This is a genomic window from Franzmannia pantelleriensis, from assembly GCF_900102875.1.
Taxonomy (GTDB): Bacteria; Pseudomonadota; Gammaproteobacteria; order Pseudomonadales; family Halomonadaceae; genus Franzmannia; species Franzmannia pantelleriensis.
This window is the reverse complement of record NZ_FNGH01000009.1, coordinates 190,857-216,263: the sequence shown is the minus strand read 5'-3', so window position 1 is coordinate 216,263 and position 25,407 is coordinate 190,857. Positions and strand designations below refer to the sequence as shown.

Genomic DNA, 25,407 nt, shown 5'->3' with positions numbered 1-25,407 from the left:
GCCTCGCGTTCTGCGTTTCAGGGTGGGGGCAGGCGCAGCAGCTGAGTAAAGATGGCGTCCAGCTCCTGGGCCTCACGCTGCCACAGCTCGCTGGCCACCGGTCCGGTGGCAAACAGCTCGCGCAACACCTCATGGAGCTCCTCGGCCTTGCTCATTTCGCGGCCGAGTCCTTCGTTTAGGCGCTCGACCTGAATCGCCAGGCGTAGCGGGTCGTCCTGTTGGCCGACGCGACTGCCGGCCAACAGCGCCAGGTGCACCCGTAGACGCGCCAGTGACTCCTCGATGTCGCTGGCCGGCGGTGGTTCTCGGCGGCGGGCGTTGCGCAACCGATGGGCGCTAAGCAGGTCGCCGCCAAGGCTGTCATCGGCCGCGACATCGGCGGCCGGCTGACCGTCAAGCGCTGCCGCATCGGCCGCTAGGTGGGCATTCAGTAGCGGTTGCAGTGACTGCCAGCGACTGACTTCTTCCGAGACCGCCAGCCGCGCCAAGCGCTCACGTCGGGCGCGGACGATGCCCGACCAGCGCCGCCGCATTCCGTCGCTGCGCCGGCCGGCGGGCAGTGGCTCAAGGGCTTCGGCTTCGGCGATGGCGGTATCCAGGGTGGTGGCGTCAGCGGTGGACGTCGGTTGCCAGCCGTCGAGACGGTCGATCAGCGCCTGCATGGCATCGAGCTGACGCTGGGCCCGTTGAGCGCGGTCGTGGCGCTCCGCTTCACGACTGGCAAAGATGCGGTCGCAGATGTCGCGGAACTCGCGCCATAGCGTTTGCTCCTCGCCCTTTGGGGCGCGACCCAGCGCGCGCCAGCGCTGCTGCAGGTGCTTGGCCTGGTCGGCTCGGCGCTGGCTGGGCTGATCGCCATCCAGCAGTGCCTGGGCGGCGTCGATCAGCTCGCGCTTGGCGGCAGCGATGGCCTGGGCGCGCTGGTCGATCAGTGCCTGTAGCCCGTGACGTACGCGGCCGAAACGGCGACCGATGGCTTCGGCGCGGTCGCGAGGCACCGGCGAATAGCGTCGCCACTGCTCCCGGGCACGGTCGCGGATGTCGCGCAGCGCATCGGGGTCGGCCGCGGGATCGGGCTTGTCGAGCAGCGCCTCGAGCTGTTCGCAGAGCGCTTCACGGGACTCGAGGTTACGCTGGCGCTCGGCGTCGAGCGACGCTCGCCACGGTGCCAGGCGCTGATGGATGCGGTCTGAGCAGGCGCGAAAATGCGTTGACAGTTCCCGGTCGGCGGCGGCATCACCCAGCGATGCCCACTCTTTGACCAGCTGGCGATGGCGACGGTCGAGGGCGGCTTCGCTGAGCTGGGTATCCTCGGCCAGCTCGGCAATGGCCTGGCACAGCTGGTCGCGCTTGGGACCGGCGACGAAGCCGCGCCAGTCGCGTAGTTCCGCAAGCTGTGCGCCGAGTCGCTTGAGGGTCGGCCGGTGCTGGCGGCGCGTATCGTCGGGTAGCTGCTCGAGGCGCTGACGCAGGCGTTGGTGCAGGCGGCTGGCACTCTTGAACGCGCCGCGCTCGAGGAGCACGCCAAGCTCATCCACCTCGCGCTGGAACTGGGCGGGATCGGGTGCATTGCGCGGCGCTTGCTGCTGTTCGGCGATGCGTTGGGCACGCGCTAGCAGGCTGGTAGGGGGGAGGTCGTCTGGCCAGGCACAGGCTGTCAGGAGGGTTTGCAGTGCCTGGCGATCACAGGCGGTCAGGGCTTGGTCGAGTTCGGCGGCGCGAGCCCGGAAACGCTCCCAGGCATGGCCGATTCGGTCGTACTCTTCGAGGGCGTGGTCATAGCGCTGGCGCAGGGTGTCGTCCGGGGCGTGATGGTCCGACAGCGCCTGCCAGCGGGTCGCCAGCAGGCGCTTCTGGGCGCGCAGACTGTCGATGTCCTGGGCGGCCAGGTGCTCGCCGCGGCGCAGGCCTTCGAGCGTCTCTTCCAGGGCCTCGAGCAGGCCCTCGCGGGTTTGGTCGGCGTCTTCGCGGCGCTGATCGAGAGCCGCATGGACGTGCTGCTGGGCGTCATGGTCGGTGAGGGTCTTGCGGCACAGCAGGCAGGCATCCTGGTAGCGGCGCTCCTGCTCGGCGCTGGGCAGGTCCTTGAGCGCCTCCCACTCGCGCTGTAGGTGGCGATAGCGTCCGGCGTAGAGTGGTTCCCAGGCGTGATGGCCATGCTGCTCGAGGGCGCTGAGGATGCGCTCGCGCTCCGCCTCGGCCTCAGCCTGCTGAGCCGCATCGGCGCGCATTGCGTTGAGCCGCTCGCGTGCCAGCCGGGCGACCTGCTTGTCGCGACGCGCTCGGCGGCTGAGCTGCTGGAGGCCGGTCTCGCTGGTCACGCGTGCCGCGGCGGCGTGGCGTACCGCGGCGATGCCGTTTTCGCAGGCCTGGACGATCAGCGCGTCTTCATCGTCATCGTGGAGGGCGGCTACGGCGGCCAGGCGCAGCTGCTGGTTGTCGCCGTGTAGGGCAATCTCCTGAAGCAGCTGCTGGTCGCCGAGTTGCGCGACATGATCCACGCGTCGGTCCAGCGGCGTGTTCCCTGCAGCGCCGACCAGCAGCGCGGCGAGCCGCGCGCGCAGCTCGGGGCTGGGGTGGGTATCGAACAGCGTCACCAGCAAGTCGATATCATCCAAGCGCGACAGGGCCGCCTGGCGAACCCGGGCATCGTCGTCCCGAGCGAGGCGCTCAAGGGCGTCACGACCCTCCTGCTGAAGGGGGTCGAGTTGACTGGCTGCCTGCTGGCGGCGCTCGGCATCGGGGTGCTGCCAGCGCGGGGCGAACAGCTGACGAAACCATCCTGACATGAAGCTTCCTGGCATGACGACGCATATCCCTGTTATAAAGCGGCGATGTTGTTGTTTTCTGCGAAGGCCTAACCTGCTATCTAAGCATGTGACGCGGCAGTGGAAAAGGTCTGGGCAGCGGGGCTGTTGCCAGCTGGAGACACTGACAAGTCGTTCGGTTGGTCTTATGATCAGTTGCAGGGACGACGCCCCTCGCTTAGCTTTACTGTCATCATCCGACGTGGAGTCCGGCCATGAGCCTGAACGTGGACAGGGCCAGCACAGCCTTTACTTTCAAGGGCGGCATGCTGCCCATGACGGTCATGGAACTGACCAGTGCCGATCCCGAGCGCATTCGTGAACAGCTGGCTGGCAAGCTCAGCCAGTCACCTGCCTTCTTCCAGCATACCCCGGTGGTGCTCAGCGTCGAGAAGCTCGATGAACCACACCTGGCGCTGGAGCGCATCTGTGCTGTCTGCCGCGCTCACAAGCTGCTGCCAGTGGCGGTGCGAGGCGGCAGCGACCCGGTCAAGCAGTCGGCCTGGGCGCTGGGCTTGGGGTGGTTTCCTCCCCAGGAGATCAAGCCGCGCAACCTCGAGAGCGTCGCGACGCCGGCGCCAGAAGCGGCCGCCGACAATGAGCCGGTGCCCGCCAGCGGTGGCCGTATTCATCGCGGCACGGTGCGCTCGGGGCAGCAGCTCACCGCGCCCGACGGCGACCTGGTGGTGATCGGTGCGGTAAATGCCGGTGCCGAGGTGCTGGCGGCAGGTAACGTCCACGTTTACGGCGCGCTGCGTGGTCGCGCCCTGGCCGGCATTCACGGCGATGCTCAGGCGGGCATCTTCTGCCGCGAGCTGCATGCCGAGCTGCTCTCGGTGGCCGGTAATTACAAGCGTCTGGAAGACATCGACCCGCGGCTGCTGGGCAGCGCGGTGCAGGTCCGTCTCAGCGACGATCAACTGGCCATCGCCAGTCTGGCGTGAGCGTGACGACGACACCCCTATAGCAACAGGAAGCTTATCTTGGCCAAGATCATCGTAGTGACCTCCGGCAAGGGTGGGGTCGGCAAGACGACCAGCGCAGCAGCCATCGCCACGGGCTTGGCGCTGCGCGGCAACAAAACCGTCGTAATCGATTTCGACGTGGGCCTGCGTAACCTCGACCTGATCATGGGCTGTGAGCGACGCGTGGTCTACGACCTGGTCAACGTGATTCAGGGCGAGGCGGGACTCAATCAGGCGCTGATCCGCGACAAGCGGGTCGACAACCTGCACATCCTGCCGGCTTCCCAGACCCGCGACAAGGACGCCCTGACCAACGAGGGCGTAGAGAAGGTGCTCGATAGCCTGTCCGAGGACTTCGACTACATTCTCTGCGACTCGCCGGCGGGGATCGAGCGCGGCGCCCAGTTGGCGATGTATTTCGCCGACGAAGCGGTGGTGGTGACCAATCCCGAGGTATCCTCGGTGCGCGACTCCGACCGTATTCTGGGGCTGTTGGCCTCGAAGACTCGGCGCGCCGAACGCAGCCAGGACCCGATCAAGGAGCATCTGCTCATCACCCGCTACAACCCGGCGCGGGTCGATCACGGCGACATGCTCAACCTCGAGGATATTCGCGAGATCCTGGCCATCAACCTGATCGGCCTGATTCCCGAATCAGAGGCGGTGCTGCGTGCCTCCAACCAGGGCATCCCGGTCACCCACGATGCCAATAGCGATGCCGGGCAAGCCTATACCGATACGGTCTCGCGACTACTCGGCGAAGAGGTTCCGCTGCGTTTCCACGAGTACCAGAAGAAGAGTCTGCTGAGCCGGGTATTCGGAGGAGGTCGCCGATGAAACTACTGGATTTTCTCAGGGGCGAGCGCAAGAAAAGTGCATCCGTTGCCAAGGAGCGCCTGCAGATCATCGTCGCCCACCAGCGCAGCCAGCGCGATCAGCCGGACTACATGCCGATGCTGGAGCGCGAGCTGCTCGAGGTGATCCGGCGCTACGTCAAGGTTGATCAGGACGCTATCAACATCAGCCTCGACCGCGACGACGACTGCTCGGTGCTCGAGCTCAACGTCACCCTGCCGCGCAGCTGAGCCGACTGCCGGGGTGGCTGAGCGAGGCCCCGGCGATGTGCTAGGCTTGCCATCCGGCCCGCTGAAGAGAGACCACTTTTCCCATGGCGCAGTCCCCTGCCGCGCCACAGAGCTTTCTGTGGCACGATTACGAGACCTTTGGCGCCGATCCGCGGCGTGATCGTCCCTCCCAGTTTGCTGCCATCCGTACCGATGCCGAGTTCAATGAGATCGGCGAGCCGCTCATGTGGTACTGCAAGCCTGCCGACGACTATCTGCCGCATCCCCAGGCCTGCCTGATCACCGGTATTACACCCCAGCAGGCGCGCCGCCGCGGCATGCCCGAGGCGGAGTTCGCCGGTCACATCAATGCCGCGATGAGCGAGCCCGGTACCTGTGCGCTGGGCTACAACAGCCTGCGCTTCGATGACGAAGTCAGTCGTCATCTGTTCTACCGCAATTTCCTCGACCCCTACGCCCGCGAGTGGCAGAACGGTAATTCGCGCTGGGATCTGATCGATGCGGTGCGTGCTTTCCACGCGCTGCGCCCCGAGGGCATCGAGTGGCCTAAACGCGAGGACGGTGCGCCAAGCTTCAAGCTCGAGCACCTCACCGCGGCTAACGGCATCGAGCACGCCGGTGCTCACGACGCACTGGCCGATGTGCGCGCCACCATCGCCATGGCGCGCCTGCTCAAGGCCCGCAATCCGCAGCTGTTCGACTATCTCCTGAAGCTGCGCAGCAAGCGCGAAGTGGCCCGGCTGCTCGATATTCCCTCGCGCAAGCCGATGCTTCACGTCTCGCGGCGCTACCCGGCGAGCCGCGGCTGCAGCGCGCTGGTGATGCCGCTGGCCGAGCACCCCACCAACCCCAACGGGGTGATCGTCTACGACCTCGGCGAAGACCCGGCGCCGCTGTTCTCGCTCTCGGCGGAGGAGATCCGCGCACGGGTCTTTGTCGGTGCCGACGAGCTGGCCGAGGGCGAGACGCGCATTCCGCTCAAGGTGATTCAGATCAACAAGAGCCCGGTGGTGTTACCGATCAAGGCGGTGACCCCCGACGTGGCCGCGCGGCTGTCGCTGGATCGCGCGCGCTGCGAGCAGCATTGGCAGGCGTTATGCGCCCACCCCGAGGCGGCGCGCAAGGCTGCGGCCGTATTTGCCGAGCCGCCACCCGAGGGACCGCAGGATCCCGACCTGATACTGTATTCGGGGGGCTTCTTCTCGCCGGCAGACCGCCAGCAGATGCAGCGCGTGCGTGACACCGATCCCTGGGAGCTTAGCGAGACCGCCTTCGCCTTCCAGGATCCGCGCCTCGAGGAGATGCTATTTCGCTTTCGTGCACGCAGCTACCCCGACACCCTGTCCAGCGAGGAGCAGGCTCGCTGGGAGGAGTTCCGCTGGACGCGAATGAACGATGCCAGCCTCGGCGGCTTGACCCTCGCCGGCTTCGCCCGCGAGATCGAGCGCCTCAACCAGGTGTCGCTGGATGACAGTCAGCGTCAGATTCTCGAAGAGCTGGTGATGCACGTCGAATCAATCGTACCGCCCCAAGCCTTCGGCTGACGATAGTCTCCCGCTGTGGCTAAACACTGCGCCCGGCCATGTTGGCCGGGCGCAGTGCGTTCAGGGCGAGATGTCTGCTCAGTCCTCGGGCAGTGGCAGCGGCTCCAGCGCTTCGCTGGCACTGGCCACGTCGCTGGCCTCGTCGCCGGGGTCGAAGGTCACGTCGACCACGGCATCGTGGCGCAGGCTGGGCCAGGTGTCGCGCAGGTCGTCGGCACTGACCTGCATGACCCTGTCGGCCAGGCGCTCGCGGCGATCGAAATCGGTGTCGCCGTAGGCCAGTGCCTGCCACTGGCGGTTGGTCAGCGCGCCAAGGGAAGTGTCGCGGGTCAGCAGACGGTCTCGCACTGACTGGCGATAGGCGGCAATATCATCGTCCTCGAGCGTTTCTAGGCGCGTCTCGAAGTCGTCGAGGAAAGCGTCGATGCGCTCGCCGATGGTGGCGCTATCGGTCTCCGGTGACTGCACTACCAGGGCCACGCCGGGAGCATCGAGCAGCGGCGAATAGCCGGCATTGACGATGTAGCCGAGCTGTTCCTCGGTGCGCAGCCGGGTGTAGAACGGCGTGTCGATGAGCTGAGCCAGTACCGCCAGGCGGGCCTGGCTATCGAGGCTGCGGTCGGGGCCCTGCAGGTAGCGCAGTACCAGCGACTCCTGGCGCGCAGTGTCGGGGTGCAGCGGAGCCAGATCGCTGGCGCGCAGCGGCTCGAGCCGTGGGATATCGCCTTCATTGAGCTGCGGACGTAGCGCGTCGGCGACCATCTGGGCCTCGCGCTCGGCGAGTTCGGCGGGCAGGTTGCCAACCACCATGGCCTCCAGGCGCAGTTCGTCGAGGAACTGGCGGCGGAAGTCGCGCAGGTCGTCGGCCTCGAGGTCGCGTACCGCCTCGAGCAGCACCGGGGTCGACCACTGAGGACGAATCAGCGCCTCGCCGAGGGTGCGATAGGCCTGCTGGTGCAACGCCGCCTGCGGCGCGTTGCGCCATTCACGCTCGAGGCGATAGCGCACCCGTTCGACCTCGGCGTCGCGGATCTCGCCTTCGATCAGCTGTGACAGTGCCTGGCGCATCAGCAACTCCTGGCGATCGCGCCAGCCCGAGAAGGACAGCGTCATGCCGCGAGAGTGTGCATAGGACTCGAAGCGTTGACCGGCAAGCCGTGCCGGATAGAAGGCCTCGTTGAGGCTGTCGTCGAGCCAGCCGGCCAGCAGCCGGGTCAGTGCCGCGTCACGCGCGCTGCGCGTGGCTTGAGGGTGCTGCAGGCTGAAGCGCCACTCGACCTTGGGCGTGTTGAAGTCGGCATGGGCCTGATGCCACAGCGAGAAGCTGTCGCCCTCGATCAGGGCGTAGGGCACATCGTCCTGGGCCTCCAGGAGGGTCAGGTCCTCGGCGATAAAGGGGTTGGGGTCGGGCAGCGCCAGGCCCGATAGCGGCTCGGCGTCGCGCCATTCGGCGGGGTGCTCGACTCGGTAGGGCGCATCGAACCAGGGCGAGACTTCATCCCCCTCGACGTCGGGACCGCTAAACACGCGCAACAGGTTGTCCGGACGCAGCGCGTCGAGGTACTCGTTGATGCGTTCGGCGTCGAAGCCGTCCATACGGTAGGCGGCGTAGTGCACGTCCTCGCTGGGATAGTAGGCGAGGTTCATGGACAGACGCATGGCGCTGCGCAGCGGCGCACCGTGCTGCTGAAAGGTGAATTCCTGCTCGGCGAGTCGAGCCTGCTCGTCGTAGCGCCACTCGTCCAGGCCCTCGTCGCCGATCAGTGCAATGGTCTCGAACAGGCTGGCCTGGATGATATCGACGGACTCTGCCCCGCTGGGGGTGAGGCTGACGGTCACCGTGAACAGCGCCTGATTGCCGTCGCCGCGACTGACGCCAGCGGACAGCCCGTCGGCCAGGCCGGCGTCGCGGAGTACCGCCAGTAGGCTGCCATCGCCCTCATGGCCGAGCAGGTTGGCCAGGTAATCGGCGGGCTTGGTGCGGTACTCGTCGCGGGGGTCATCGATGGGGAACTGAAAGCGCAGCTCGCGGCTGTCGCGCAGGCTCTGGATCTCCAGCGCCTGGGGCATGCTGTCATCGAGTACTAGCGGCGCCTCGATGGTCGGTGGCGCTAGGCCGCGATCGGCGATCTCGACGAAGCGCTCCTGAACCAGTTCCTCCAGTTCGTCGAGGGGCTGCGGACCGACCAGCGCCAGGTTCATGACGTTGGCGTCGTAATACTGCTCGTAGAAGTCGATGACCCGCTCGCGCAGGCTCGGCTCGCCATCGGGACGGTCAGCCAGCGTCTCGCGGCTGCCCACCGCGAAGCGCGTGGTGGGGTTGTCAGGGTTGAGCCGCTGGTTGACCACGTCGAGCTGGCGGCGGCCCTCGTCGCGTATCCTGGCCTGATACTCGGAGTGCACGATGCTGCGCTCGCTGGCCAACTGGTCGGCATTGAACAGCGGCGAGATGAAGAACTGGCTGAAGCGGTCCAGCGCGCCAGGCAGCGCATCGGGCTCGATATCGAAGAAGTAGTTGGTATCGCCAGGCGCAGTGAAGGCGTTGTGGCTGCCGCCGTTGCGAGAGATGTAGCTCTGGTAAGCATCTGCCTCGGGGAACGGCTCGGTCCCCAGGAACAGCATGTGCTCGACGAAGTGGGCCAGACCGGCGAGGTCCTCGGGGTCCTGGGCGCTGCCCACGCTGACGTTCATCGAGGCGGCTGCCTTGTCGGCCTCCGGGTCGCTGACCAGCAGGACGTTGAGCCCGTTATCGAGGCTCAGGGTGCGGTAATCACGGGTGTCGTGGGGACTCGTGTGCGGGGTATCGACCTCGGCGATCCCAGCATCGTCTGCCTGTAGAGGGGAGGCGATGAGCCAGGCGATCAGGGGCGCGCCTAGCAGGCTGCCGGCGACTGAGCCGCGTAGGCGCGGGGCGCCACCCGAGGCGGAAGAAGAGGACGAAAATCGCATCATGTCTCCTGTGCGGTGGTCCAGCGATGCATGGGGCCGGTGGGGTGAGCACAGGCCCAGTCCTGATGTGAAGGATCATTGACTCGTCTTGATACAGGAAAAGCGCCCAACAGTTCCACATCGGCCACCGTCAACAGCGCACGCGCCTCGTCGAGCGGTGTGGTCGGGTCGAGCCAGCGGCGCGCCTGTTCCGGTGCAATGACTGCCGGTAGGCGCTCGCTGAGCGGCGACAGCAGCGCGTTGCTGGCCACGGTGATCAGGGCGCAGGAGTCATGGTGTTCGGTCAGCGCGGTGTGGTAGCGACACCACAGGCCGGCCAGCAGCAGCGGCTGGCGCTGGTGGTGGGTGACCAGGAAGGGCTGCTTCATGCGTGGCTGCGGCTTCCATACGTAGATGCCGCTGACCGGCACCAGGCAGCGCCGTGTCGCAAAGGCCTCGCGAAACATCGCCCGGGTGTCGAGCGACTCGGCGCGGGCGCAATGCGGGGCGTGGGCGAGGACCTTGAGCCACGGGGGAGTCAGCCCCCAGAAGGCGCTGCTTAGGCGAGGGCCGCCGGCGGCGTGATGCAGCATCGACAGCGGCCGGCGTGGGGCAAGGTTGGGGCTGGCGAGTAGCGCGTCGAGCGTCTCGATTCCTCCCAGCAGGCGCTCGAGATCGAGCGTCGGGGCAATGTAGAGCCGGCCGGCCATTAGCGCTCCTGACGGTAACGAGGCAACAGGGTAACCAACTCGGGCAGCACGCGAAAGCGGCACTGGCCAAGCCGGACTTGCGTTTGCCTCAGGTATCGATATGCTGTCCGGAAACACTGTTCGAATAGTGCACTCACTCGCGAGGAAGCCAATGGCTCGTCCCAGACAGCATGCGCCCGAAGCGCTGCATGCCCAGGTCATGGCCGCATGCGATACCTGGCTGCAGGAGCGCCCCGTGCATACGTTGTCGCTGCGCGCGCTGGCGCGCGAGGTGGGCTGTGCGCCGAGCACGTTGCTCAAGCTGTACGGCAGCTTCGGTAACCTGTTGCAACACGTCAACGTCGAAACCCTGGGGCGCCTCAAACTCGCTATTGAGGGGCTGGCGGCGGCCAGTCCCGAACCGCGTCTCAAGGGGTTGGCCACGGCTTACTGGCAGTTCGCCCAGCAGGATCGCCACCGCTGGCAGCTGCTGTTCGACTACCCGCTGGCCGAGGAGGGCGAACTCGACCAGCGCCAGAGCGACATGATCGAGGCGCTGTTCGTGCGCGTCGAGGCGACCCTCAAGGAGTACCAGCCGGCGCTGGGTGAGGCCGAGGCGCGCCGCCTGGCACGTACCCTGTGGGGTAGCGTTCACGGCTTGGTGCAGCTGGGGCTCAATCAGCGCCTGGGCTACTGGCAGGACCAGCAGCTCGAAGTCGGTGAGTTGCTCGATCAGTTGCTGACCACCATCCTCGCCGGTCTGCGGCAGCCGCCGAGTGACTCGTGAGCCGACTGATTACCCAGCGTCGCTTTGCCCCGCTGTTCTGGACCCAGGCCCTCGGGGCGCTCAACGATAACCTGCTGCGTACCCTGCTGCTGCTGGTGCTGGTCTTTGCCGCCCTGCCTGATGATCCGGCGCGTCAGGGACTGGCCACCAACCTGGTCGTGGGGCTCTTCATCCTGCCATTCCTGCTGTTCTCTGCCTGGGGCGGTGCTCTGGCCGATCGTGTCGACAAGCAGCGGCTGATTCGGCGTCTCAAGCTGTTCGAGCTCGGCATCATGCTGCTCGCCGCGGCCGTAGTGTGGTGGGAGAGCCGTTTGCTGTTGTATGGCCTGCTGCTGCTGATGGGGGTGCAGTCGGCGCTGTTTGGGCCGGTCAAATACGCCATCCTGCCTCAACACCTCTCACCTACCGAGCTGGTGCGCGGTAATGCCTGGGTGGGCTTTGGCACCTTCGCGGCGATTCTCGCCGGCACGCTGTTGGCCGGCCTGGTGGCGACGTTGCCACCGAGTGCGGCAAGGCCGGTTGCGGTGCTGGCGCTAGTGGGCGTGGCCGTCACCGGCCTGGCGGCCAGCCTGTTGATCCCTCCGGCGCCGTCGTCAGCCAGTGAGGAGGTGCCGCGCCACCCGTTCAGCACCACCTGGGCGGTGCTCGCCGACAGCATGCGGGCGCGCCAGCTGCTGCCAGCGATGCTGGGGATCAGCGCGTTCTGGTTCCTGGGCACCTGTTACCTGACCCTGTTGCCTGCCTGGGCCAGTCAGGTGGCGGGGGGGCAGGCATCGGCCTTCAATCTCCTGCTGGGGGCTTTCGCCCTGGGTGTAGGGGCCGGGGCGATGTTGTGCGCGCGACTCTCTGCCGGCCGTCTCGAGCTCGGGTTGGTGGTGCTGGGAGCGCTGCTGATGGGGAGCGGTGGCCTGTGGCTGGCCGGCGCGTCGCCGTTGACGCTATCTGCTGCGACCTGGGGCGAGCTACTGCTGCAGCTTGGGTTCTGGCGCATGCTGGCTGCGCTGGGGCTGGTGGGCATCGGAGGCGGACTTTATATCGTCCCACTCTACACCCTGATCCAGATGCTCAGTCGCGAGCAGCACCGGGCGCGAATGATTGCCGCCAACAATATCTTCAATGCGCTGCTGATGCTGGCCGCTGCCCTGTTCGGCATGCTGATGCTGGGGGTGGCCGACGTCGGCTTGCCGATCTTCGTCGCGAGTCTCGGCGGCATCGCGCTGCTGATCGGGCTGGGCCTGCTGGTGCGTGGTCCGCGGCCGCTGCTGCGGCTGTTGATCTTTGCCCTGGTGCATCTGATCTATCGGCTCAAGTTCCGCGGCCGTCATCATATCCCGGCGCGTGGGGCGGCGCTGGTAGTGTGCAATCATGTCAGCTTCATGGATGCGCTGGTGATCGGCGGCGCCAGCCCGCGGCCGCTGCGCTTCCTGATGGATCGGCCAATCTACGAGTCGCCGTGGCTCAACTGGTGGTTCCGCATCGTCGGGGCGATTCCGGTGGATGCCGACCGCCGCGACCCGGGGAGCGTGCGCCGGGCGCTGGACGAGGTCAGTCATGCGCTGCGTCACGGTGAGGTGGTGATGCTGTTCCCTGAAGGTCGGCTGACCCCTGACGGCGACATCCATCGTTTTCGGCGCGGGCTGGATATCATCCTGGCGCGTGACCCGGTGCCGGTGGTACCGGCCGGCCTGGCTGGACTGTGGGGCTCCTGGACCTCGCATCAGGGCGGGCGTGCACTGACCAAGTGGCCGCGCCGCATACGGGCGCGGGTGGCGCTCTACTTCGGCGAGCCGCTGTCGCCGCAGGAGGCGCGCTGTGCGATGCTCGAGGTGCGGGTGCGTGAGCTCAAGGCCGAGGCCGACGGCTGGGCGCTGCCCGCGCCAGCGGCACGCAGCGAAGCGTAAGCCGGTTCAGCTGCGGCGCGGTGCCCGGCGGCTATGCTGCCAGCAGCGTGCCGAGGTGATCAGCTTGTCCTTGACCTGCAGGATCTCCATGCGGGTGGTGCCGACTTGCAGCGACGCAGGGCCGTCGGGGAACGACTCGAGATGCTCCAGAATCAGGCCGTTGAGGGTCTTGGGGCCGTCGGTGGGGAGCTGCCAGCCGAGCGACTTGTTGATCTCGCGAATGTTGGCAGTGCCCTCGATCACATAGCTGCCGTCGTCCTGCAGATGGATCTCCTGATGCATCCCTGCCACGTCGGTGGTGAATTCACCGACGATCTCCTCGAGGATGTCCTCCAGCGTTACCAGGCCCTCCACGTCGCCATACTCGTCGACCACGATGCCAATGCGCCGCTTCTGCTGCTGAAAGTTGAGCAGCTGGGTGTGCAGCGGCGTCGACTCTGGAATGAAGTAGGGCTCACGGGCCTCCTGCACGATCGAGGCCTTGGTGACTTCGTGCTTGGACAGGAAGCGCGCCGCATTGCGCAGGTGGAGCATGCCGATGATGTTGTTGATATCGCCTTTGAAGACCGGGATACGGGTGTGTTGGCTGGTGCGGATCTGCGCCAGAATGCTCTCCAGATCGTCTTCGAGATCAATGCCCACCACTTCGTGTCTGGGCACCATGATGTCGTTCACGGTGACGTTCTCGAGGTCGAGGATCGACAGCAGCATGGCCTGGTGGCGGTGGGGGATCAGGGTGCCGGCCTCATGTACCACGGTGCGTAGTTCATCTCGGGTCAGGTTATCGGCGCCACCGTCGATGCTCTTGACGCCGATCAGCTTGAGCAGGCCGTTGGAGATGGCATTGACCAACCATACCAGCGGGTAGAGCAGCTTTAGCAGCGGTTCGAGAATCACCGAGGCGGGGTAGGCGATGCGCTCGGGTTTTACCGCGGCGTAGGTCTTGGGCGTGACCTCGGCGAAGATCAGGATCACGATGGTCAGCACCAACGGCGCCACTGCTGGGCCGGTGACATCGCCCAGAAAGTGGATGGCGAGCACCGTGGCGATCGCCGCGGCAAGGTTATTGACCAGGTTGTTGCCGATCAGGATCACGCCGATCAGGCGGTCGGGCCTGGCCAGCAGGCGCATCACCCGCTTGGCCGCACGCTCACCGCTGCCGGCCTGATGGCTCAGACGGTAGCGGTTGATCGACATCATGCCGGTTTCGGAACTGGAGAAGAACGCCGACAGACAGATAAGGAGAAACAGCAGGCCGAACAGCAGGCCCAGCGGGAAGTCGTCGCTCAAGTTGGGTGAGTCCTCAATGGCATATCAGGCTCGTTTGTAGGGATTCGGCGACGCACTGTCAAGGCGCGTCGGTCGTGGCTCAGCCGCGCTGGAAGACGATCTCGAGCACGAACTTGCTGCCGAAGTAGGCGAGCAGCAGCAGGGCGGTGCCGCCGAGGGTCCAGCGCACCGCGCGCAGCCCCCGCCAGCCGCGGAAGTGGCGGCCGGCAAGCAGGATCGCGAACAGCACCCAGGCGGCCAGTGACAGGATGGTCTTGTGCGCCAGGTGCTGGGCGAACAGGTTGTCGAGGAACACGAAGCCGCTGGCGATCGACAGGGTGAGCAGCAGCATGCCGGCCCAGATCAGCTCGAACAGCACCCGCTCCATGGTGGTCAGCGGGGGGAGTGCCTGGACCAGGCCGCGGATGTGATGATGGCGCAGGGCCTGGTTCTGCAATCCCACCAGCACGGCTTGCACCGCGGCGATGGCTAGCAGCGCAAAGGCCAGCGTCGAGCTGATCACATGCAGGGCGATGCCCGGGGTCAGGCCGCTGTCGCGAGCCGGGGCGGGCAGCCCGACGGCCAGCAGCAGGCTGGCGGCGGCCAGCGGGAACAGCGCGGTGGCGACGTTGATGATTGGCTTGACCAGGCTGCCGCCCAGCAGCACCGCGGTGATCACTGCACTGAGTACCGCCGCGCTGGACGAGAGCCCAAGCCACAGGCCGTCGGCCTCGCGCATCATGGCCACGATCACCAGGGCGTGACAAAGCAGCGCTGCCATTCCGATGCCACGCACCAGCGCTGGCCGCGGCGGTACGCGGCGCACCAGCGCCAGCCCCTGCCAGGAGGCCGCGCCGAGGTAGAGGATCATGGCTAAAAGGGCAAAAGGGAGCGCCTGCATCGGTAGCTGTCCATGCGCCGTCGAGGTCGGCTGTTGGCTGGAAATGAGACCCGAGCCACTACTATACCCAATCCATGCGATGCCGCCCAGCCAGCGCCATGGAGACTGACCCGGGTTGTGCGTATAATCGTCGCCCAACGCCAAGGCTCATTGCCGGAGAGGCATCATGTTCGAGAATCTATCGGAGCGTCTATCGAAGACGCTCAAGTCCATCAGCGGTCACGCCAAGCTGACCGAAGACAACATCAAAGACACCCTGCGCGAGGTGCGCCGGGCACTCCTCGAGGCCGACGTCGCACTGCCGGTGGTCAAGGCCTTCATCGATCGGGTGCGCGAGCGGGCGGTGGGCCAGGAGGTTTCCAAGAGCCTGTCGCCGGGGCAGCAGTTCGTCAAGATCGTCCAGCAGGAGCTCGAGGCGGTCATGGGCGAGGCCAACGAGGCGCTGAGCCTCAAGGGCTCGCCGGCGGTGGTGCTGATGGCCGGCTTGCAGGGCGCGGGCAAGACCACCTCGGTGGCCAAGCTGGCGCGCTACCTCAGGGAGCGCGAAAAGAAAAAAGTGCTGGTGGTCTCCGCCGACGTCTATCGCCCGGCAGCCATCGACCAGCTCGAGACCCTGGCGGCCGAGGTTGGGGTCGAATTCTTCCCGTCGCGCAGCGATCAGAAGCCGGTGGATATTGCCGCGGCGGCGATCAAGCACGCCAAGATCCAGTTCCACGACGTGGTGCTGGTCGACACCGCCGGCCGTCTCGCCATTGACGACGCGATGATGGCCGAGATCCAGGCGCTGCATAAGGCGTTGTCGCCCCAGGAAACCCTGTTCGTGGTCGACGCCATGACCGGGCAGGACGCGGCCAACACCGCCAAGGCGTTTCATGAGGCGCTGCCGCTTACCGGGGTGATCCTGACCAAGGCCGACGGTGACGCGCGGGGTGGCGCGGCGCTGTCGGTGCGCCATGTGACCGGCAAGCCGATCAAGTTCATGGGCATGGGCGAGAAGGTCGATGCCCTCGAGCCCTTCCACCCCGACCGGGTAGCGTCGCGGATCCTCGGCATGGGCGACATGCTGTCGCTGATCGAAGAGGCCGAGCGTACCGTCGACAAGGCCAAGGCCGATAAGCTGGCCAAGAAGGTCAAAAAGGGCGACGGTTTCGACCTCGAGGATTTCCGCGATCAGCTTCAGCAGCTCAAGAAGATGGGGGGCATGGGCGGCCTGATGGGCAAGCTGCCGGGCATGGGGCAGATGGCCGAGATGGCCCAGGGTCCCGGGCCGGAGAAGGAACTTGGCAAGCTCGAGGCGCTGATCAACTCAATGACGCCCAAGGAGCGCCACAAGCCGGAGATCATCAACGGCTCGCGCAAGCGCCGCATCGCCGCCGGTGCCGGCCTGCAGGTGCCGGATCTCAACCGCCTGCTCAAGCAGCACAAGCAGATGCAGAAGATGATGAAGAAGGCCGGCAAGAAGGGCGGCATGCAGAAGATGATGCGCGGCATGTCCGGCATGATGGGCGGCGGTGGCCCGGGTGGTCCCGGCGGCCCGATGGGCGGTGGCATGGGAGGCCCGGGCGGTATGGGCGGTCCCGGCGGCTTCCCGCGGCGCTGAGCGTTCGGCCGAGATGGAAAAAGGTTTCCAATCGAGGTCGTTTTCCGTAGAATGCTGCGTCTTCGTGGCAGGACCGCGCGACTATCCGCGGTCCGCCGGCAGAGCAGCAGTGAGCAAATGACATTTCAGCAACTCCAACCGAAGGACTGTTAACGCAATGGTTACCATTCGTCTGGCACGTGGTGGCGCCAAGAAGCGTCCCTTCTATCACCTGACTGTAAGCGACTCGCGCAAGTCTCGTGACGGCCGCTTCATCGAGCGCGTCGGCTTCTTCAACCCGGTGGCCCGTGGCCAGGAAGAGCGCCTGCGCGTCGACCTCGACCGCGTGACTCACTGGCAGAGCCAGGGAGCCCAGGTCTCCGACCGCGTCGCCGAACTCCTCAAGGAAGCCCGCAAGCAGGCCTGAGCCTGATGCGTGATTTCGTGAGTGAGCAAGCGGCTAGCCCCGAGCAGGACAGCGACGACCGGCACGTGGTGCTGGGCAAGCTGACCAGCCCCTACGGGGTCAAGGGCTGGCTGAAGGTGTATTCGTACACCAGCCCGATAGACGGCATTCTCGACTACCCCGAGTGGCAGCTGCGCCTGGACGGTACGACCGTCACCCGGCGCCTTAGCCAGGGGCGGCGTCAAGGCAAGGGCCTGGTCGCCAGTCTCGAAGGGGTGACGTCGCGCGAGTTGGCCGAGCAGTGGGCCGGGGCGGAGATACTGCTGCCCAAGGATGCCCTGCCGCGTCTCGCGCCGGGTGAGTATTACTGGCATCAGTTGGAAGGCCTGCGGGTGATCACCCGCGATGACGTCGATCTGGGCCGCGTCAGCTACCTGTTCGAGACCGGCGCCAACGACGTGCTGGTGGTCAGGGGCGACGCTGAGGCCGTCGACGACAAAGAGCGGCTGCTGCCGTTCTTGCCCGACCAGGTGGTGCGCGAGGTGGATCTCGACGCCGGTCGTATGACGGTGGACTGGGATCCCGACTTCTAGCTGTCTGGAATATTGCCGTGTGGATTGGGGTTGTCTCGCTGTTCCCGGAGATGTTCGATGCGATCAGCCGTTACGGGGTAACGGGAAGAGCGGTGAATCAGGGGCTGCTGGAACTGGAATTCTGGAATCCCCGGGACTACGCGACGGACAAGCACCGCACGGTAGATGATCGCCCCTATGGCGGCGGCCCAGGCATGCTGATGAAGGTCGAGACCCTGCGCACGGCGATTCACGCCGCCCGTGAGCGCGCTGAGGTCGCCAGCGGTCGCCCGGCCAAGGTGATCTATCTCTCGCCTCAGGGGCGGGTGCTGGATCAGCAGGGCGTGCAGGAACTGGCCAATAGCGGCCCGCTGGTGGTAGTGGCGGGGCGCTACGAAGGCATCGACGAGCGGGTGGTCGAAGCCGATATCGATGAAGAGTGGTCGATCGGTGACTACGTGCTCAGCGGCGGCGAACTGCCGGCCATGGTGCTGATCGACGCCGCGGCCCGGCTGGTGCCGGGAGTGCTGGGCCATCAGGACTCGGCGATCGAAGATTCGTTCAACGATGGCCTGCTGGACTGCCCGCACTATACCCGGCCCGAAGCGATCGACGGTCGCACGGTGCCGGAGGTGTTGTTAAGTGGCCATCACGGCGAAATTCGTCGCTGGCGCTTGAAGCAGTCGCTGGGGCGCACCTGGCTGCGTCGCCCCGAACTGTTGCAGGACAAGGCGTTAAGCCGTGAGCAGCGTAAGCTGCTCGACGAGTTCATCGCCGACTACGCCGACCAGGCGGAGGTGCAGGGCACTCGCCCCGAGTTGGACGCTTGAGGCGTCGACCGGCGAGGCACCTGTGTCATACACCAGCGATTCCCGCGTCATCGCAATAGCGACGAGCGTCGGGGTCACAGCCAGCCGGCCATGGCCGCTGGCATCAACGTATCGAGGAGCTAGCAATGAGCAGCAAGAACAAGGTGATCCAGGCGATCGAAGCCGAGCAGATGTCCAAGGAAATCCCGACCTTTGCACCGGGCGACACCGTGATCGTCCAGGTCAAGGTCAAGGAAGGCAGCCGCGAGCGTCTTCAGGCGTTCGAAGGTGTGGTGATCGGCAAGCGCAACCGCGGCCTGAACTCCGCCTTCACCGTGCGCAAGATCTCTCATGGTGTTGGCGTTGAGCGTACCTTCCAGACCTATAGCCCGCTGGTCGCTGCCATCGACGTCAAACGTCGCGGTGACGTGCGTCAAGCCAAGCTGTACTACCTCCGCGAGCGCAGCGGCAAGTCCGCACGCATCAAGGAAAAGCTGGCCTAAGCGCGAGCGCGCGATGGCTATGGCGCACCTTGCGGTGCGTCTGGCGAGACCCCGTCACCGCTTGCGCGGGGCGGGGTCTCGTTGCATTCAGGGCGGCGATGGCCGAGCGAGGGACGATGGAAGACAGCGAGCGGATCGATGCGTTTCTCGACGCCCTGTGGTTGGAGCAGGGCGCCAGTGAGCACACCCTGAACGCCTATCGGCGTGACCTGAATGCCTGGGCAGCCTGCCTCGTCGAGCATGACGAGAGGCTGTTGGCTCCTGGTGCTACACGTCTTGCGGCCTGGCTTGAGGCGCGCCGCGCCGCGGGCTACCAGCTGCGCAGCAACGCCCGGCTGGTGTCGAGCCTGCGACGCTTCTATCGTTGGGCACTGGGTGAAGGTCTGCTCGATCGCGATCCGCTGGCCGAGGTGCGGTTGCCGCGGGTAACGCCGAGTCTGCCCGACACCCTCGACGAAGAGGAGGTGGAGCGGCTGCTGGCGGCGCCGGACACCGATACGCCGCTGGGGTTGCGCGACCGCACCATGCTCGAGGTGCTGTATGCCGGTGGGTTACGGGTCTCGGAGCTGGTCGGGCTGACGGTGGATGCCGTCAACCCGCGCCAGGGGGTGGTACGGGTGCTGGGCAAGGGCGACAAGGAGCGGCTGGTGCCGCTGGGCGAGGAGGCGCTGGCGTGGCTCGAACGCTACCTGCGCGGTGGGCGCGGCGCGCTGATGACCGATATTACCCGGCCGCCGCTGTTTCCCGGCCGCCACGATGGTTTCATGACGCGCCAGACGTTCTGGCACCGCATCAAGGCCCACGCGCGCACCGCCGGCATCGACAAGCCGCTGTCGCCCCACACCCTGCGGCACGCTTTCGCCACGCACCTGTTGAATCATGGTGCCAATTTGCGTGTCGTACAGCTGCTGCTGGGTCACAGCGACCTGTCGACGACCCAGATTTACACTCATGTAGCCCAGGCGCGCCTGGAAACGCTGCACGCCGATCACCATCCTCGAGGTTGAACATGACGTCATCCCTTCCCGCCCTGCTGCGTCGCCTGCTGGCCGCCTCCCTCGTCGTCGTCAGCGCCTCTGCGCTGGCGTCATCCCATCAACAGCTGGCCGAGCGGCTGACCGTCAACGGCGAACCGATGCCGGTGGAAGAGGTTCGCGAGACGCCGCTGCCAGGTTTCTTCGAGGTGCGCCTGGAGAACGGCGAGACCTTCTACAGCGATGCGACGGGCGAGTACTTCCTGGTCGGCGATATCTATCAGAACGCTGACAGCGGCTTGGTCAACATTACCGAGCAGGGGCGCAACGAAGCGCGTGCCGAGCGCCTGGCGAGCATTGCCGAGCAGGATAAAGTGGTGTTTCGCGGTGCCGAGAGCCGGGTGGTCATCAATGTCTTCACCGACCCTACCTGCCCCTACTGCCGGCGCCTGCATGAGGAAATACCCCAGCTCAACGCCATGGGTATCGAGGTGCACTACCTGGCCTTTCCGCGCTCGGGCATGAACGCCGAGGGCGGACGCATTCTGGAACAGGTCTGGTGCGCTGACAGCCCCACCGAGGCGATGAATGCCGCCAAGCGTGAAACGCGCCTCGCCAATGGCCATGACTGCGACAATCCGGTCGAGGATCAGTATCATCTGGGCATGGATGTTGGCGTTCAGGGTACGCCGGCGATCATCCTGCCAGATGGCCGCATGGTGCCGGGCTATGTGCCCGCCGAGCGCCTGGCCGAGATGCTCGACATCAACGAATGAGGCGCATAGCGCCCGCTGCGACACGGCAAGACTCATGAAAGGGGAGAGCGATTTGAAACCGGTGAGAGTGGGAATCTGTGGTTTGGGGACCGTTGGCGGCGGCACCTTCAATGTGCTGACGCGCAACGCCGACGATATCGCGCGTCGCGCCGGCCGACCGATCGTCATCGAGCAGGTGGCGATGCGCCGCGACAATCCGGACTGCGATACCACCGGCGTCAAGACCACCAGCGACGTCTTTGAAGTGGCGCGCAATCCCGATATTGACGTGCTGGTCGAATTGGTCGGCGGCTACGAGGTGGCCCGCGAGCTGGTGCTCACCGCCATCGAACACGGCAAGCACGTGGTGACTGCCAACAAGGCGCTGATCGCCGTGCACGGCAACGAGATCTTCCAGGCCGCCCACGAGAAGGGGGTGATCGTCGCCTTCGAGGCGGCTGTTGCGGGGGGGATCCCAGTGATCAAGTCGCTGCGCGAGGGCCTGGGCGCCAACCGTATTCAGTGGCTGGCCGGCATCATCAACGGCACCGGCAACTACATCCTCACCCATATGCGCGATGAAGGGCGTGCCTTCGAGGACGTCCTGGCTGAGGCACAGGCGCTGGGCTATGCCGAGGCCGACCCGACCTTCGACGTCGAGGGCATCGACGCCGCCCACAAGCTCACCATCCTCGCCTCGATCGCCTACGGCGTGCCGCTGCAGTTCGAGAAGGCCTATACCGAAGGCATCTCGCGGATCACCGCCGAGGACGTCGAGCAGGCCGATAACCTTGGCTATACCATCAAGCACCTGGGCATCTCCAAGCGCACCGATGAGGGCTTCGAGCTGCGCGTGCATCCCACACTGATCCCCAAGGAGCGGCTGCTGGCCAACGTGCACGGCGTCAAGAACGCCATTGCGGTAATGGGCGATGCCGTGGGGCCGACCCTCTACTACGGCGCTGGCGCTGGCGCCGAGCCGACCGCCTCGGCCGTGGTGGCCGACCTGCTCGACGTGGCCCGTGATATCACCACCGATCACCACTATCGGGTGCCTTACCTGGCCTTCAGCGGCATTACCGAGGTCGAGAACAACCTGCCGATGCTGCCCATGGAGGAGATCGTCACCGCCTACTACCTGCGGCTGCTGGCGGTAGATCGCCCCGGGGTGCTGGCGCGGGTGGCGACGATCCTCTCCGAGCAGGGCATCTCGATCGAGGCGATCATCCAGAAGGAAGCCACCGAAGGCGAGCTGGTGCCGATCATCCTGCTCACCCACCGCACCCGTGAGAAGAACATGAACGATGCTATCCGTCAGCTCGAGTCGCTGGCCGATATTGCCGGTCCGCTGACCCGCATTCGCGTCGAATCGCTGGACGAGCAGGAATAACGCCATGCGCTATATCAGTACCCGCGGGCAGGCGCCCGCGCTCTCCTTCGAGGATGTCGTGCTCACTGGCATGGCCAGCGATGGCGGCCTCTATGTGCCGGAGCAGATCCCGCAGCTAAGCCGTGACGACCTGGCGGCGATGGCCGGGCTCTCCTATGCCGAGATCGCCTTTCAGGTGATGAAGCCGTTCGTCAACGGCGAGATCGACGACGACACCTTCCGCCAGATCGTGACCGAGGCCTACGCCACCTTCAGCCACGATGCGGTGGTGCCGCTCAACCAGCTCGATGCCAACCACTTCCTGCTCGAGCTGTTCCACGGTCCGACGCTGGCCTTCAAGGATGTGGCCTTGCAACTGCTCGGCCGGCTGCTCGATCACTTCCTGCAGAAGCGTGGCGAGCGGGCGGTGATCATGGGTGCCACCTCCGGCGATACCGGCTCGGCGGCCATCGAGGGCTGCCGCCACTGCGACAACCTCGACATCTTCATCCTGCACCCGCACAACCGCGTCTCCGAGGTGCAGCGCCGACAGATGACCTCGGTGCTGGCCGACAACGTCTTCAATGTCGCCATCGAGGGCAACTTCGACGACGCCCAGGCGATGGTCAAGGCGAGCTTCGCCGATCAGGCGTTCTTGAACGGCACTCGTCTTGTGGCGGTCAACTCGATCAACTGGGCACGCATCATGGCCCAGATCGTCTACTACGTGGCCGCCGGCGTGGCACTGGGCGCGCCGCACCGCCAGGTCAGCTTCTGCGTGCCGTCGGCTAACTTCGGCAATGTCTTCGCCGGTTACATGGCCTATCGCATGGGGCTGCCGGTCAAGCAGTTCATCATCGCCACCAACGCCAACGACATTCTGCACCGTACCCTGGCCGCCAACGACTTCTCCAAGCAGGCGCTCAAGGAGACCCTGGCGCCGTCGATGGATATCGTGGTGTCCTCCAACTTCGAGCGGCTGCTGTTCGAGGCCTACGGTCGCGATGGCCAAGCGGTCAGTGAGCTGCTCGAGCGTTTCCAGGCCGAGCCTACCGCACTGGGTGAGGCGCCCCTCGAGCGGCTGCGCTCGCTGTTCGCCAGCCACAGCGTTGACGATGCGACCATTCTCGAGGTGATCCGCGAGGCCCACCACCGCACCAAGGAGCTGCTCGACCCGCACACCGCCACCGGCTATCGCGCCGCGGAGCGGGCCAGGGCCGATGTCGAGACGCCGATGATCACCCTGGCCACCGCCCACCCGGCCAAGTTCGCCGAGGCGGTAGTCAAGGCCGGCTTCCCCGGGGTGCCGCTACCGCCGCACATGGACGACCTGCTCGAGCGCGAGGAACGCTATAGCGTGCTGCCGGCGGAGCTGGACAAGGTGCAGGCGTTCGTGGCCGACAATCGGCGCTAAGAGCTAAGAGCTAAGAGCTAAGAGCTAAGAGCTAAGAGCTAAGAGCTAAGAGCTAAGAGCTAAGCGTGAGTGGTAGCGAGAGGCGCCGGGGACAGGTCTGGAGGGGGGCTTTTTCCAGGGAAGGAAAAAGTAGCTTACAGGGTATTTACAGCGCCCCCGAACAGGCCTGTCGCCGGATCAGCCTCGAGCGGGCACCAGCCACCTGTGGTGCCCAGGTCTCCCCAGCGCCCTTCGCTCGGTACCGCGTTTCTATCGCCCTATGCGTATACCCATCGATCAAACCAGAGGAGTCAGGCGTTGGATGCTGTGACCGATCCTATCGACCTGCATGCCCGACTCAAGCCGCGATTGGAGCCGCGCCCGCGGGACGCGTCGCTCTACGCCCGCGCCCAGCATGAAGGGCTCTCCGAGCTGCAGGCGCGGGTGCTGGCCGGGCGACTGGCCGGTTACAGTGGCGAGATCGAGGCGCTGGTAGCGCCGAGTCTGCGTCACCTTGCCCACCCCGAGCGGCTGGCCGACGGGCGCCGCGCCGCCGAGCGTATCGCCCAGGCGGTAATGGAGGGCGAGCATATCGGCATCCTCACCGACTATGACGTCGACGGCATCACCTCCCATGTGGTGATCCTGCGCACCCTCACCGAGCTGTTCGGCGTGCCGGCGAGTCGCCTGCACAGCCTCATCGGCCACCGTATCAACGACGGCTACGGCATCAGCCTGCCGCTGGTGGAGCGTACCCTGCGTCTTACCCCACGACCCAGCCTGGTCATCACCGCCGACTGCGGCAGCTCCGACGAACCGCGCATCGCCCGGCTCAAGGCGGAAGGCATCGACGTGGTGGTCAGCGACCATCACGCACTGCCGCTGGAGGGGTCGCCGCCCTCGGCCTATGCCTGCGTCAACCCGACCCGCGACGACTGCGACTACCCCGACCCGACCATCGCCGGCTGCATGGTGGCCTGGCTGACCATGTCGCTGGCCCGTCAGGTGCTGGTCGAGTGGGGCGCGCTGGCCGAGGCCACGCCCAAGCTCTCGCCGTGGCTCTCCTACGTGGCGCTGGGCACGGTGGCCGACTGCGTGTCGTTGGGGGGCAGCCCGGCCAATCGCGCCGTGGTCAGCCACGGCCTGCGGCTGATCAACCGCATGGACGCTGCCTGCTGGCGGGCCATGGCCGAGCGCCTCGGCGCCGACAGCGTGCCCTTCGATGCCGAGACCCTGGCCTTCCAGATGGGGCCAAGGATCAATGCCCGCTCGCGGCTCGACGACCCCTACGCGGCGCTTCACTACATGCTTGCCGCCGACGATGGCGTTGCCCAGCGTCACCTTGAGGTGCTGGATCAGGATAACCAGTCGCGCAAAGCCATCGAGGCCGACATGGCCGAGCAGGCCCGGGCGCTGGTTCAGCCGCAGCTGGCCGACAACGCGCCGGTGCTGGTGGTGTTTCTGGAAGATGGCCACGCCGGGGTGCAGGGTATCGTCGCCTCGCGGCTGGTGCAGGCCTACGGTCGCCCGACCCTGGTACTCACCCCGGCGGCCCAGCCCGGCATGCTCACCGGCTCGGGGCGCTCCATCGAGGCGCTGCATCTGCGCGACGCCCTGCAGCGCGCCCACCAGCTGGCGCCCGAGGCGCTGCCCCGCTTCGGCGGCCATCGCGGCGCGGCAGGCGTCGGGGTGCCCGTCGAGCAGCGCGAGGCGTTTCACGCTGCGCTGCATCAGGCGGTCAGCGAGCAGTTGGGGGAGGTAGCACTGTATCCACGTATTCTCACCGACGGTGAGCTGCGCGCCGAGCAGTTGAGCCTAGCCACCCTCGACGAGCTCGCCGCACTGGCGCCCTACGGGCGCGAGTTCGATGCGCCGCTGTTCGAGGGTGACTTCCTGGTCGAGTCGCTGCGCGCGGTGGGCGCCGAGGGCAACCACCTGATGCTCGAGCTTTCTCGAGAGGGCGTCAGCCTCAAGGCGATCTGGTTCCGCGCCCTGACCCCCGGTGAGCTGCCGCCTTTCGGCCTCGGTGCGACGCTGCGTTGCGCCTACAAGCTCAACCGCAATCGCTGGCGTGGCCGCGAGAGCCTGCAGTTAATGATCGAGCACGCCGAGTCGCGCTGACGGTCAGGCCAATTCTAAGCCACCTCATTCGCTATTTCACAAGGACATAT

21 protein-coding genes are annotated in these 25,407 nt (G+C 66.0%); 16 read left to right on the top strand and 5 right to left on the bottom strand.

Features of this window, described 5'->3' with window-relative positions; all coding sequences use genetic code 11:
* Nucleotides 1-17: 17 nt before the first annotated feature.
* Nucleotides 18-2,789 carry a DUF349 domain-containing protein gene (locus BLT16_RS13160; RefSeq protein WP_089658968.1) on the bottom strand — a complete coding sequence of 924 codons (2,772 nt, stop codon included), beginning with the start codon at nucleotides 2,787-2,789 and terminating at the stop codon, nucleotides 18-20.
* Between the two features lie 233 nt (nucleotides 2,790-3,022).
* Between BLT16_RS13160 and minC the strand changes: the two genes are divergently transcribed.
* The 4 genes from minC to sbcB all read left to right on the top strand — a co-directional run bounded on the left by minC (nucleotide 3,023) and on the right by sbcB (nucleotide 6,401).
* Nucleotides 3,023-3,751, top strand: coding sequence for a septum site-determining protein MinC (gene minC, locus BLT16_RS13155; RefSeq protein ID WP_089658967.1), 729 nt, complete (start codon nucleotides 3,023-3,025; stop codon nucleotides 3,749-3,751).
* A 39-nt stretch (nucleotides 3,752-3,790) separates the two neighbouring features.
* Nucleotides 3,791-4,609 carry a septum site-determining protein MinD gene (gene minD / locus BLT16_RS13150; protein WP_089658966.1) on the top strand — a complete coding sequence of 273 codons (819 nt, stop codon included), beginning with the start codon at nucleotides 3,791-3,793 and terminating at the stop codon, nucleotides 4,607-4,609.
* Nucleotides 4,606-4,857, top strand: coding sequence for a cell division topological specificity factor MinE (gene minE, locus BLT16_RS13145; RefSeq protein WP_076746231.1), 252 nt, complete (start codon nucleotides 4,606-4,608; stop codon nucleotides 4,855-4,857). Before minD ends, minE begins: the two co-directional genes overlap by 4 nt.
* 83 nt (nucleotides 4,858-4,940) lie before the next feature.
* Nucleotides 4,941-6,401: an exodeoxyribonuclease I gene (gene sbcB / locus BLT16_RS13140; RefSeq protein ID WP_089658965.1), complete on the top strand. Its 1,461-nt coding sequence runs from the start codon at nucleotides 4,941-4,943 to the stop codon at nucleotides 6,399-6,401.
* A gap of 78 nt (nucleotides 6,402-6,479) precedes the next feature.
* On the opposite strand, the gene BLT16_RS13135 is transcribed toward sbcB, so the two are convergent.
* Together BLT16_RS13135 and BLT16_RS13130 are read right to left on the bottom strand one after the other, a co-directional pair.
* The gene (locus BLT16_RS13135) at nucleotides 6,480-9,350 is read right to left on the bottom strand and encodes an insulinase family protein (RefSeq protein ID WP_089658964.1); all 2,871 of its coding nucleotides are present in this window, start codon (nucleotides 9,348-9,350) and stop codon (nucleotides 6,480-6,482) included.
* Nucleotides 9,350-10,039 (bottom strand): SOS response-associated peptidase, encoded by a 690-nt coding sequence (locus tag BLT16_RS13130; RefSeq protein WP_089658963.1) that lies wholly within the window; start codon nucleotides 10,037-10,039, stop codon nucleotides 9,350-9,352. Before BLT16_RS13130 ends, BLT16_RS13135 begins: the two co-directional genes overlap by 1 nt.
* Before the next feature lie 151 nt (nucleotides 10,040-10,190).
* Between BLT16_RS13130 and BLT16_RS13125 the strand changes: the two genes are divergently transcribed.
* On the top strand, nucleotides 10,191-10,805 hold the full coding sequence (locus BLT16_RS13125; RefSeq protein ID WP_089658962.1) for a TetR/AcrR family transcriptional regulator: 615 nt from the start codon (nucleotides 10,191-10,193) through the stop codon (nucleotides 10,803-10,805).
* Nucleotides 10,802-12,706: an MFS transporter gene (locus tag BLT16_RS13120; RefSeq protein ID WP_245701651.1), complete on the top strand. Its 1,905-nt coding sequence runs from the start codon at nucleotides 10,802-10,804 to the stop codon at nucleotides 12,704-12,706. The genes BLT16_RS13125 and BLT16_RS13120 overlap by 4 nt, the downstream gene beginning before the upstream one ends.
* A 6-nt stretch (nucleotides 12,707-12,712) precedes the next feature.
* Here the strand turns inward: BLT16_RS13120 and BLT16_RS13115 are convergent, their stop codons facing one another.
* Together BLT16_RS13115 and BLT16_RS13110 are read right to left on the bottom strand one after the other, a co-directional pair.
* On the bottom strand, nucleotides 12,713-13,996 hold the full coding sequence (locus BLT16_RS13115; protein WP_089658961.1) for an HlyC/CorC family transporter: 1,284 nt from the start codon (nucleotides 13,994-13,996) through the stop codon (nucleotides 12,713-12,715).
* Nucleotides 13,997-14,075: 79 nt separating this feature from the next.
* Nucleotides 14,076-14,876 (bottom strand): cytochrome C assembly family protein, encoded by an 801-nt coding sequence (locus BLT16_RS13110; RefSeq protein WP_089658960.1) that lies wholly within the window; start codon nucleotides 14,874-14,876, stop codon nucleotides 14,076-14,078.
* 166 nt (nucleotides 14,877-15,042) lie between these two features.
* Between BLT16_RS13110 and ffh the strand changes: the two genes are divergently transcribed.
* The 10 genes from ffh (at nucleotide 15,043) to BLT16_RS13060 (ending at nucleotide 25,357) form a co-directional block, all read left to right on the top strand.
* A complete protein-coding gene (gene ffh, locus BLT16_RS13105; RefSeq protein WP_089658959.1) occupies nucleotides 15,043-16,476 on the top strand; it encodes a signal recognition particle protein in 1,434 nt (477 codons plus the stop codon).
* Between the two features lie 157 nt (nucleotides 16,477-16,633).
* Nucleotides 16,634-16,882, top strand: coding sequence for a 30S ribosomal protein S16 (gene rpsP / locus BLT16_RS13100; RefSeq protein WP_076746240.1), 249 nt, complete (start codon nucleotides 16,634-16,636; stop codon nucleotides 16,880-16,882).
* A 5-nt stretch (nucleotides 16,883-16,887) separates the two neighbouring features.
* Nucleotides 16,888-17,454, top strand: a complete 567-nt coding sequence (gene rimM, locus BLT16_RS13095) for a ribosome maturation factor RimM (protein WP_089658958.1) — start codon at nucleotides 16,888-16,890, stop codon at nucleotides 17,452-17,454.
* 17 nt (nucleotides 17,455-17,471) lie between these two features.
* Nucleotides 17,472-18,263 (top strand): tRNA (guanosine(37)-N1)-methyltransferase TrmD, encoded by a 792-nt coding sequence (gene trmD / locus BLT16_RS13090; protein ID WP_089658957.1) that lies wholly within the window; start codon nucleotides 17,472-17,474, stop codon nucleotides 18,261-18,263.
* A 125-nt stretch (nucleotides 18,264-18,388) separates the two neighbouring features.
* A complete protein-coding gene (gene rplS / locus BLT16_RS13085) occupies nucleotides 18,389-18,745 on the top strand; it encodes a 50S ribosomal protein L19 (RefSeq protein ID WP_089658956.1) in 357 nt (118 codons plus the stop codon).
* Between the two features lie 116 nt (nucleotides 18,746-18,861).
* On the top strand, nucleotides 18,862-19,752 hold the full coding sequence (gene xerD / locus BLT16_RS13080) for a site-specific tyrosine recombinase XerD (protein WP_089658955.1): 891 nt from the start codon (nucleotides 18,862-18,864) through the stop codon (nucleotides 19,750-19,752).
* A gap of 2 nt (nucleotides 19,753-19,754) precedes the next feature.
* Nucleotides 19,755-20,495 (top strand): DsbC family protein, encoded by a 741-nt coding sequence (locus tag BLT16_RS13075; RefSeq protein WP_089658954.1) that lies wholly within the window; start codon nucleotides 19,755-19,757, stop codon nucleotides 20,493-20,495.
* 52 nt (nucleotides 20,496-20,547) lie between these two features.
* Nucleotides 20,548-21,864, top strand: a complete 1,317-nt coding sequence (locus BLT16_RS13070) for a homoserine dehydrogenase (RefSeq protein WP_089658994.1) — start codon at nucleotides 20,548-20,550, stop codon at nucleotides 21,862-21,864.
* Nucleotides 21,865-21,868: 4 nt separating this feature from the next.
* On the top strand, nucleotides 21,869-23,257 hold the full coding sequence (gene thrC, locus BLT16_RS13065) for a threonine synthase (protein ID WP_089658953.1): 1,389 nt from the start codon (nucleotides 21,869-21,871) through the stop codon (nucleotides 23,255-23,257).
* A gap of 306 nt (nucleotides 23,258-23,563) precedes the next feature.
* A complete protein-coding gene (locus BLT16_RS13060) occupies nucleotides 23,564-25,357 on the top strand; it encodes a single-stranded-DNA-specific exonuclease RecJ (RefSeq protein ID WP_422717931.1) in 1,794 nt (597 codons plus the stop codon).
* The last annotated feature ends 50 nt before the right edge of the window (nucleotides 25,358-25,407 follow it).

Excerpts from the sequence above, each read along its gene's own strand:
- BLT16_RS13075 (WP_089658954.1), top strand. The coding sequence starts at position 19,755 with ATGACGTCATCCCTTCCCGCCCTGCTGCGTCGCCTGCTGGCCGCCTCC.
- BLT16_RS13135 (WP_089658964.1), bottom strand. The coding sequence starts at position 9,350 with ATGCGATTTTCGTCCTCTTCTTCCGCCTCGGGTGGCGCCCCGCGCCTA.
- sbcB (WP_089658965.1), top strand. The coding sequence starts at position 4,941 with ATGGCGCAGTCCCCTGCCGCGCCACAGAGCTTTCTGTGGCACGATTAC.
- ffh (WP_089658959.1), top strand. The coding sequence starts at position 15,043 with ATGTTCGAGAATCTATCGGAGCGTCTATCGAAGACGCTCAAGTCCATC.
- minE (WP_076746231.1), top strand. The coding sequence starts at position 4,606 with ATGAAACTACTGGATTTTCTCAGGGGCGAGCGCAAGAAAAGTGCATCC.
- xerD (WP_089658955.1), top strand. The coding sequence starts at position 18,862 with ATGGAAGACAGCGAGCGGATCGATGCGTTTCTCGACGCCCTGTGGTTG.
- BLT16_RS13125 (WP_089658962.1), top strand. The coding sequence starts at position 10,191 with ATGGCTCGTCCCAGACAGCATGCGCCCGAAGCGCTGCATGCCCAGGTC.
- BLT16_RS13130 (WP_089658963.1), bottom strand. The coding sequence starts at position 10,039 with ATGGCCGGCCGGCTCTACATTGCCCCGACGCTCGATCTCGAGCGCCTG.
- rimM (WP_089658958.1), top strand. The coding sequence starts at position 16,888 with ATGCGTGATTTCGTGAGTGAGCAAGCGGCTAGCCCCGAGCAGGACAGC.
- BLT16_RS13160 (WP_089658968.1), bottom strand. The coding sequence starts at position 2,789 with ATGTCAGGATGGTTTCGTCAGCTGTTCGCCCCGCGCTGGCAGCACCCC.
- thrC (WP_089658953.1), top strand. The coding sequence starts at position 21,869 with ATGCGCTATATCAGTACCCGCGGGCAGGCGCCCGCGCTCTCCTTCGAG.
- BLT16_RS13110 (WP_089658960.1), bottom strand. The coding sequence starts at position 14,876 with ATGCAGGCGCTCCCTTTTGCCCTTTTAGCCATGATCCTCTACCTCGGC.
- rplS (WP_089658956.1), top strand. The coding sequence starts at position 18,389 with ATGAGCAGCAAGAACAAGGTGATCCAGGCGATCGAAGCCGAGCAGATG.
- minC (WP_089658967.1), top strand. The coding sequence starts at position 3,023 with ATGAGCCTGAACGTGGACAGGGCCAGCACAGCCTTTACTTTCAAGGGC.
- rpsP (WP_076746240.1), top strand. The coding sequence starts at position 16,634 with ATGGTTACCATTCGTCTGGCACGTGGTGGCGCCAAGAAGCGTCCCTTC.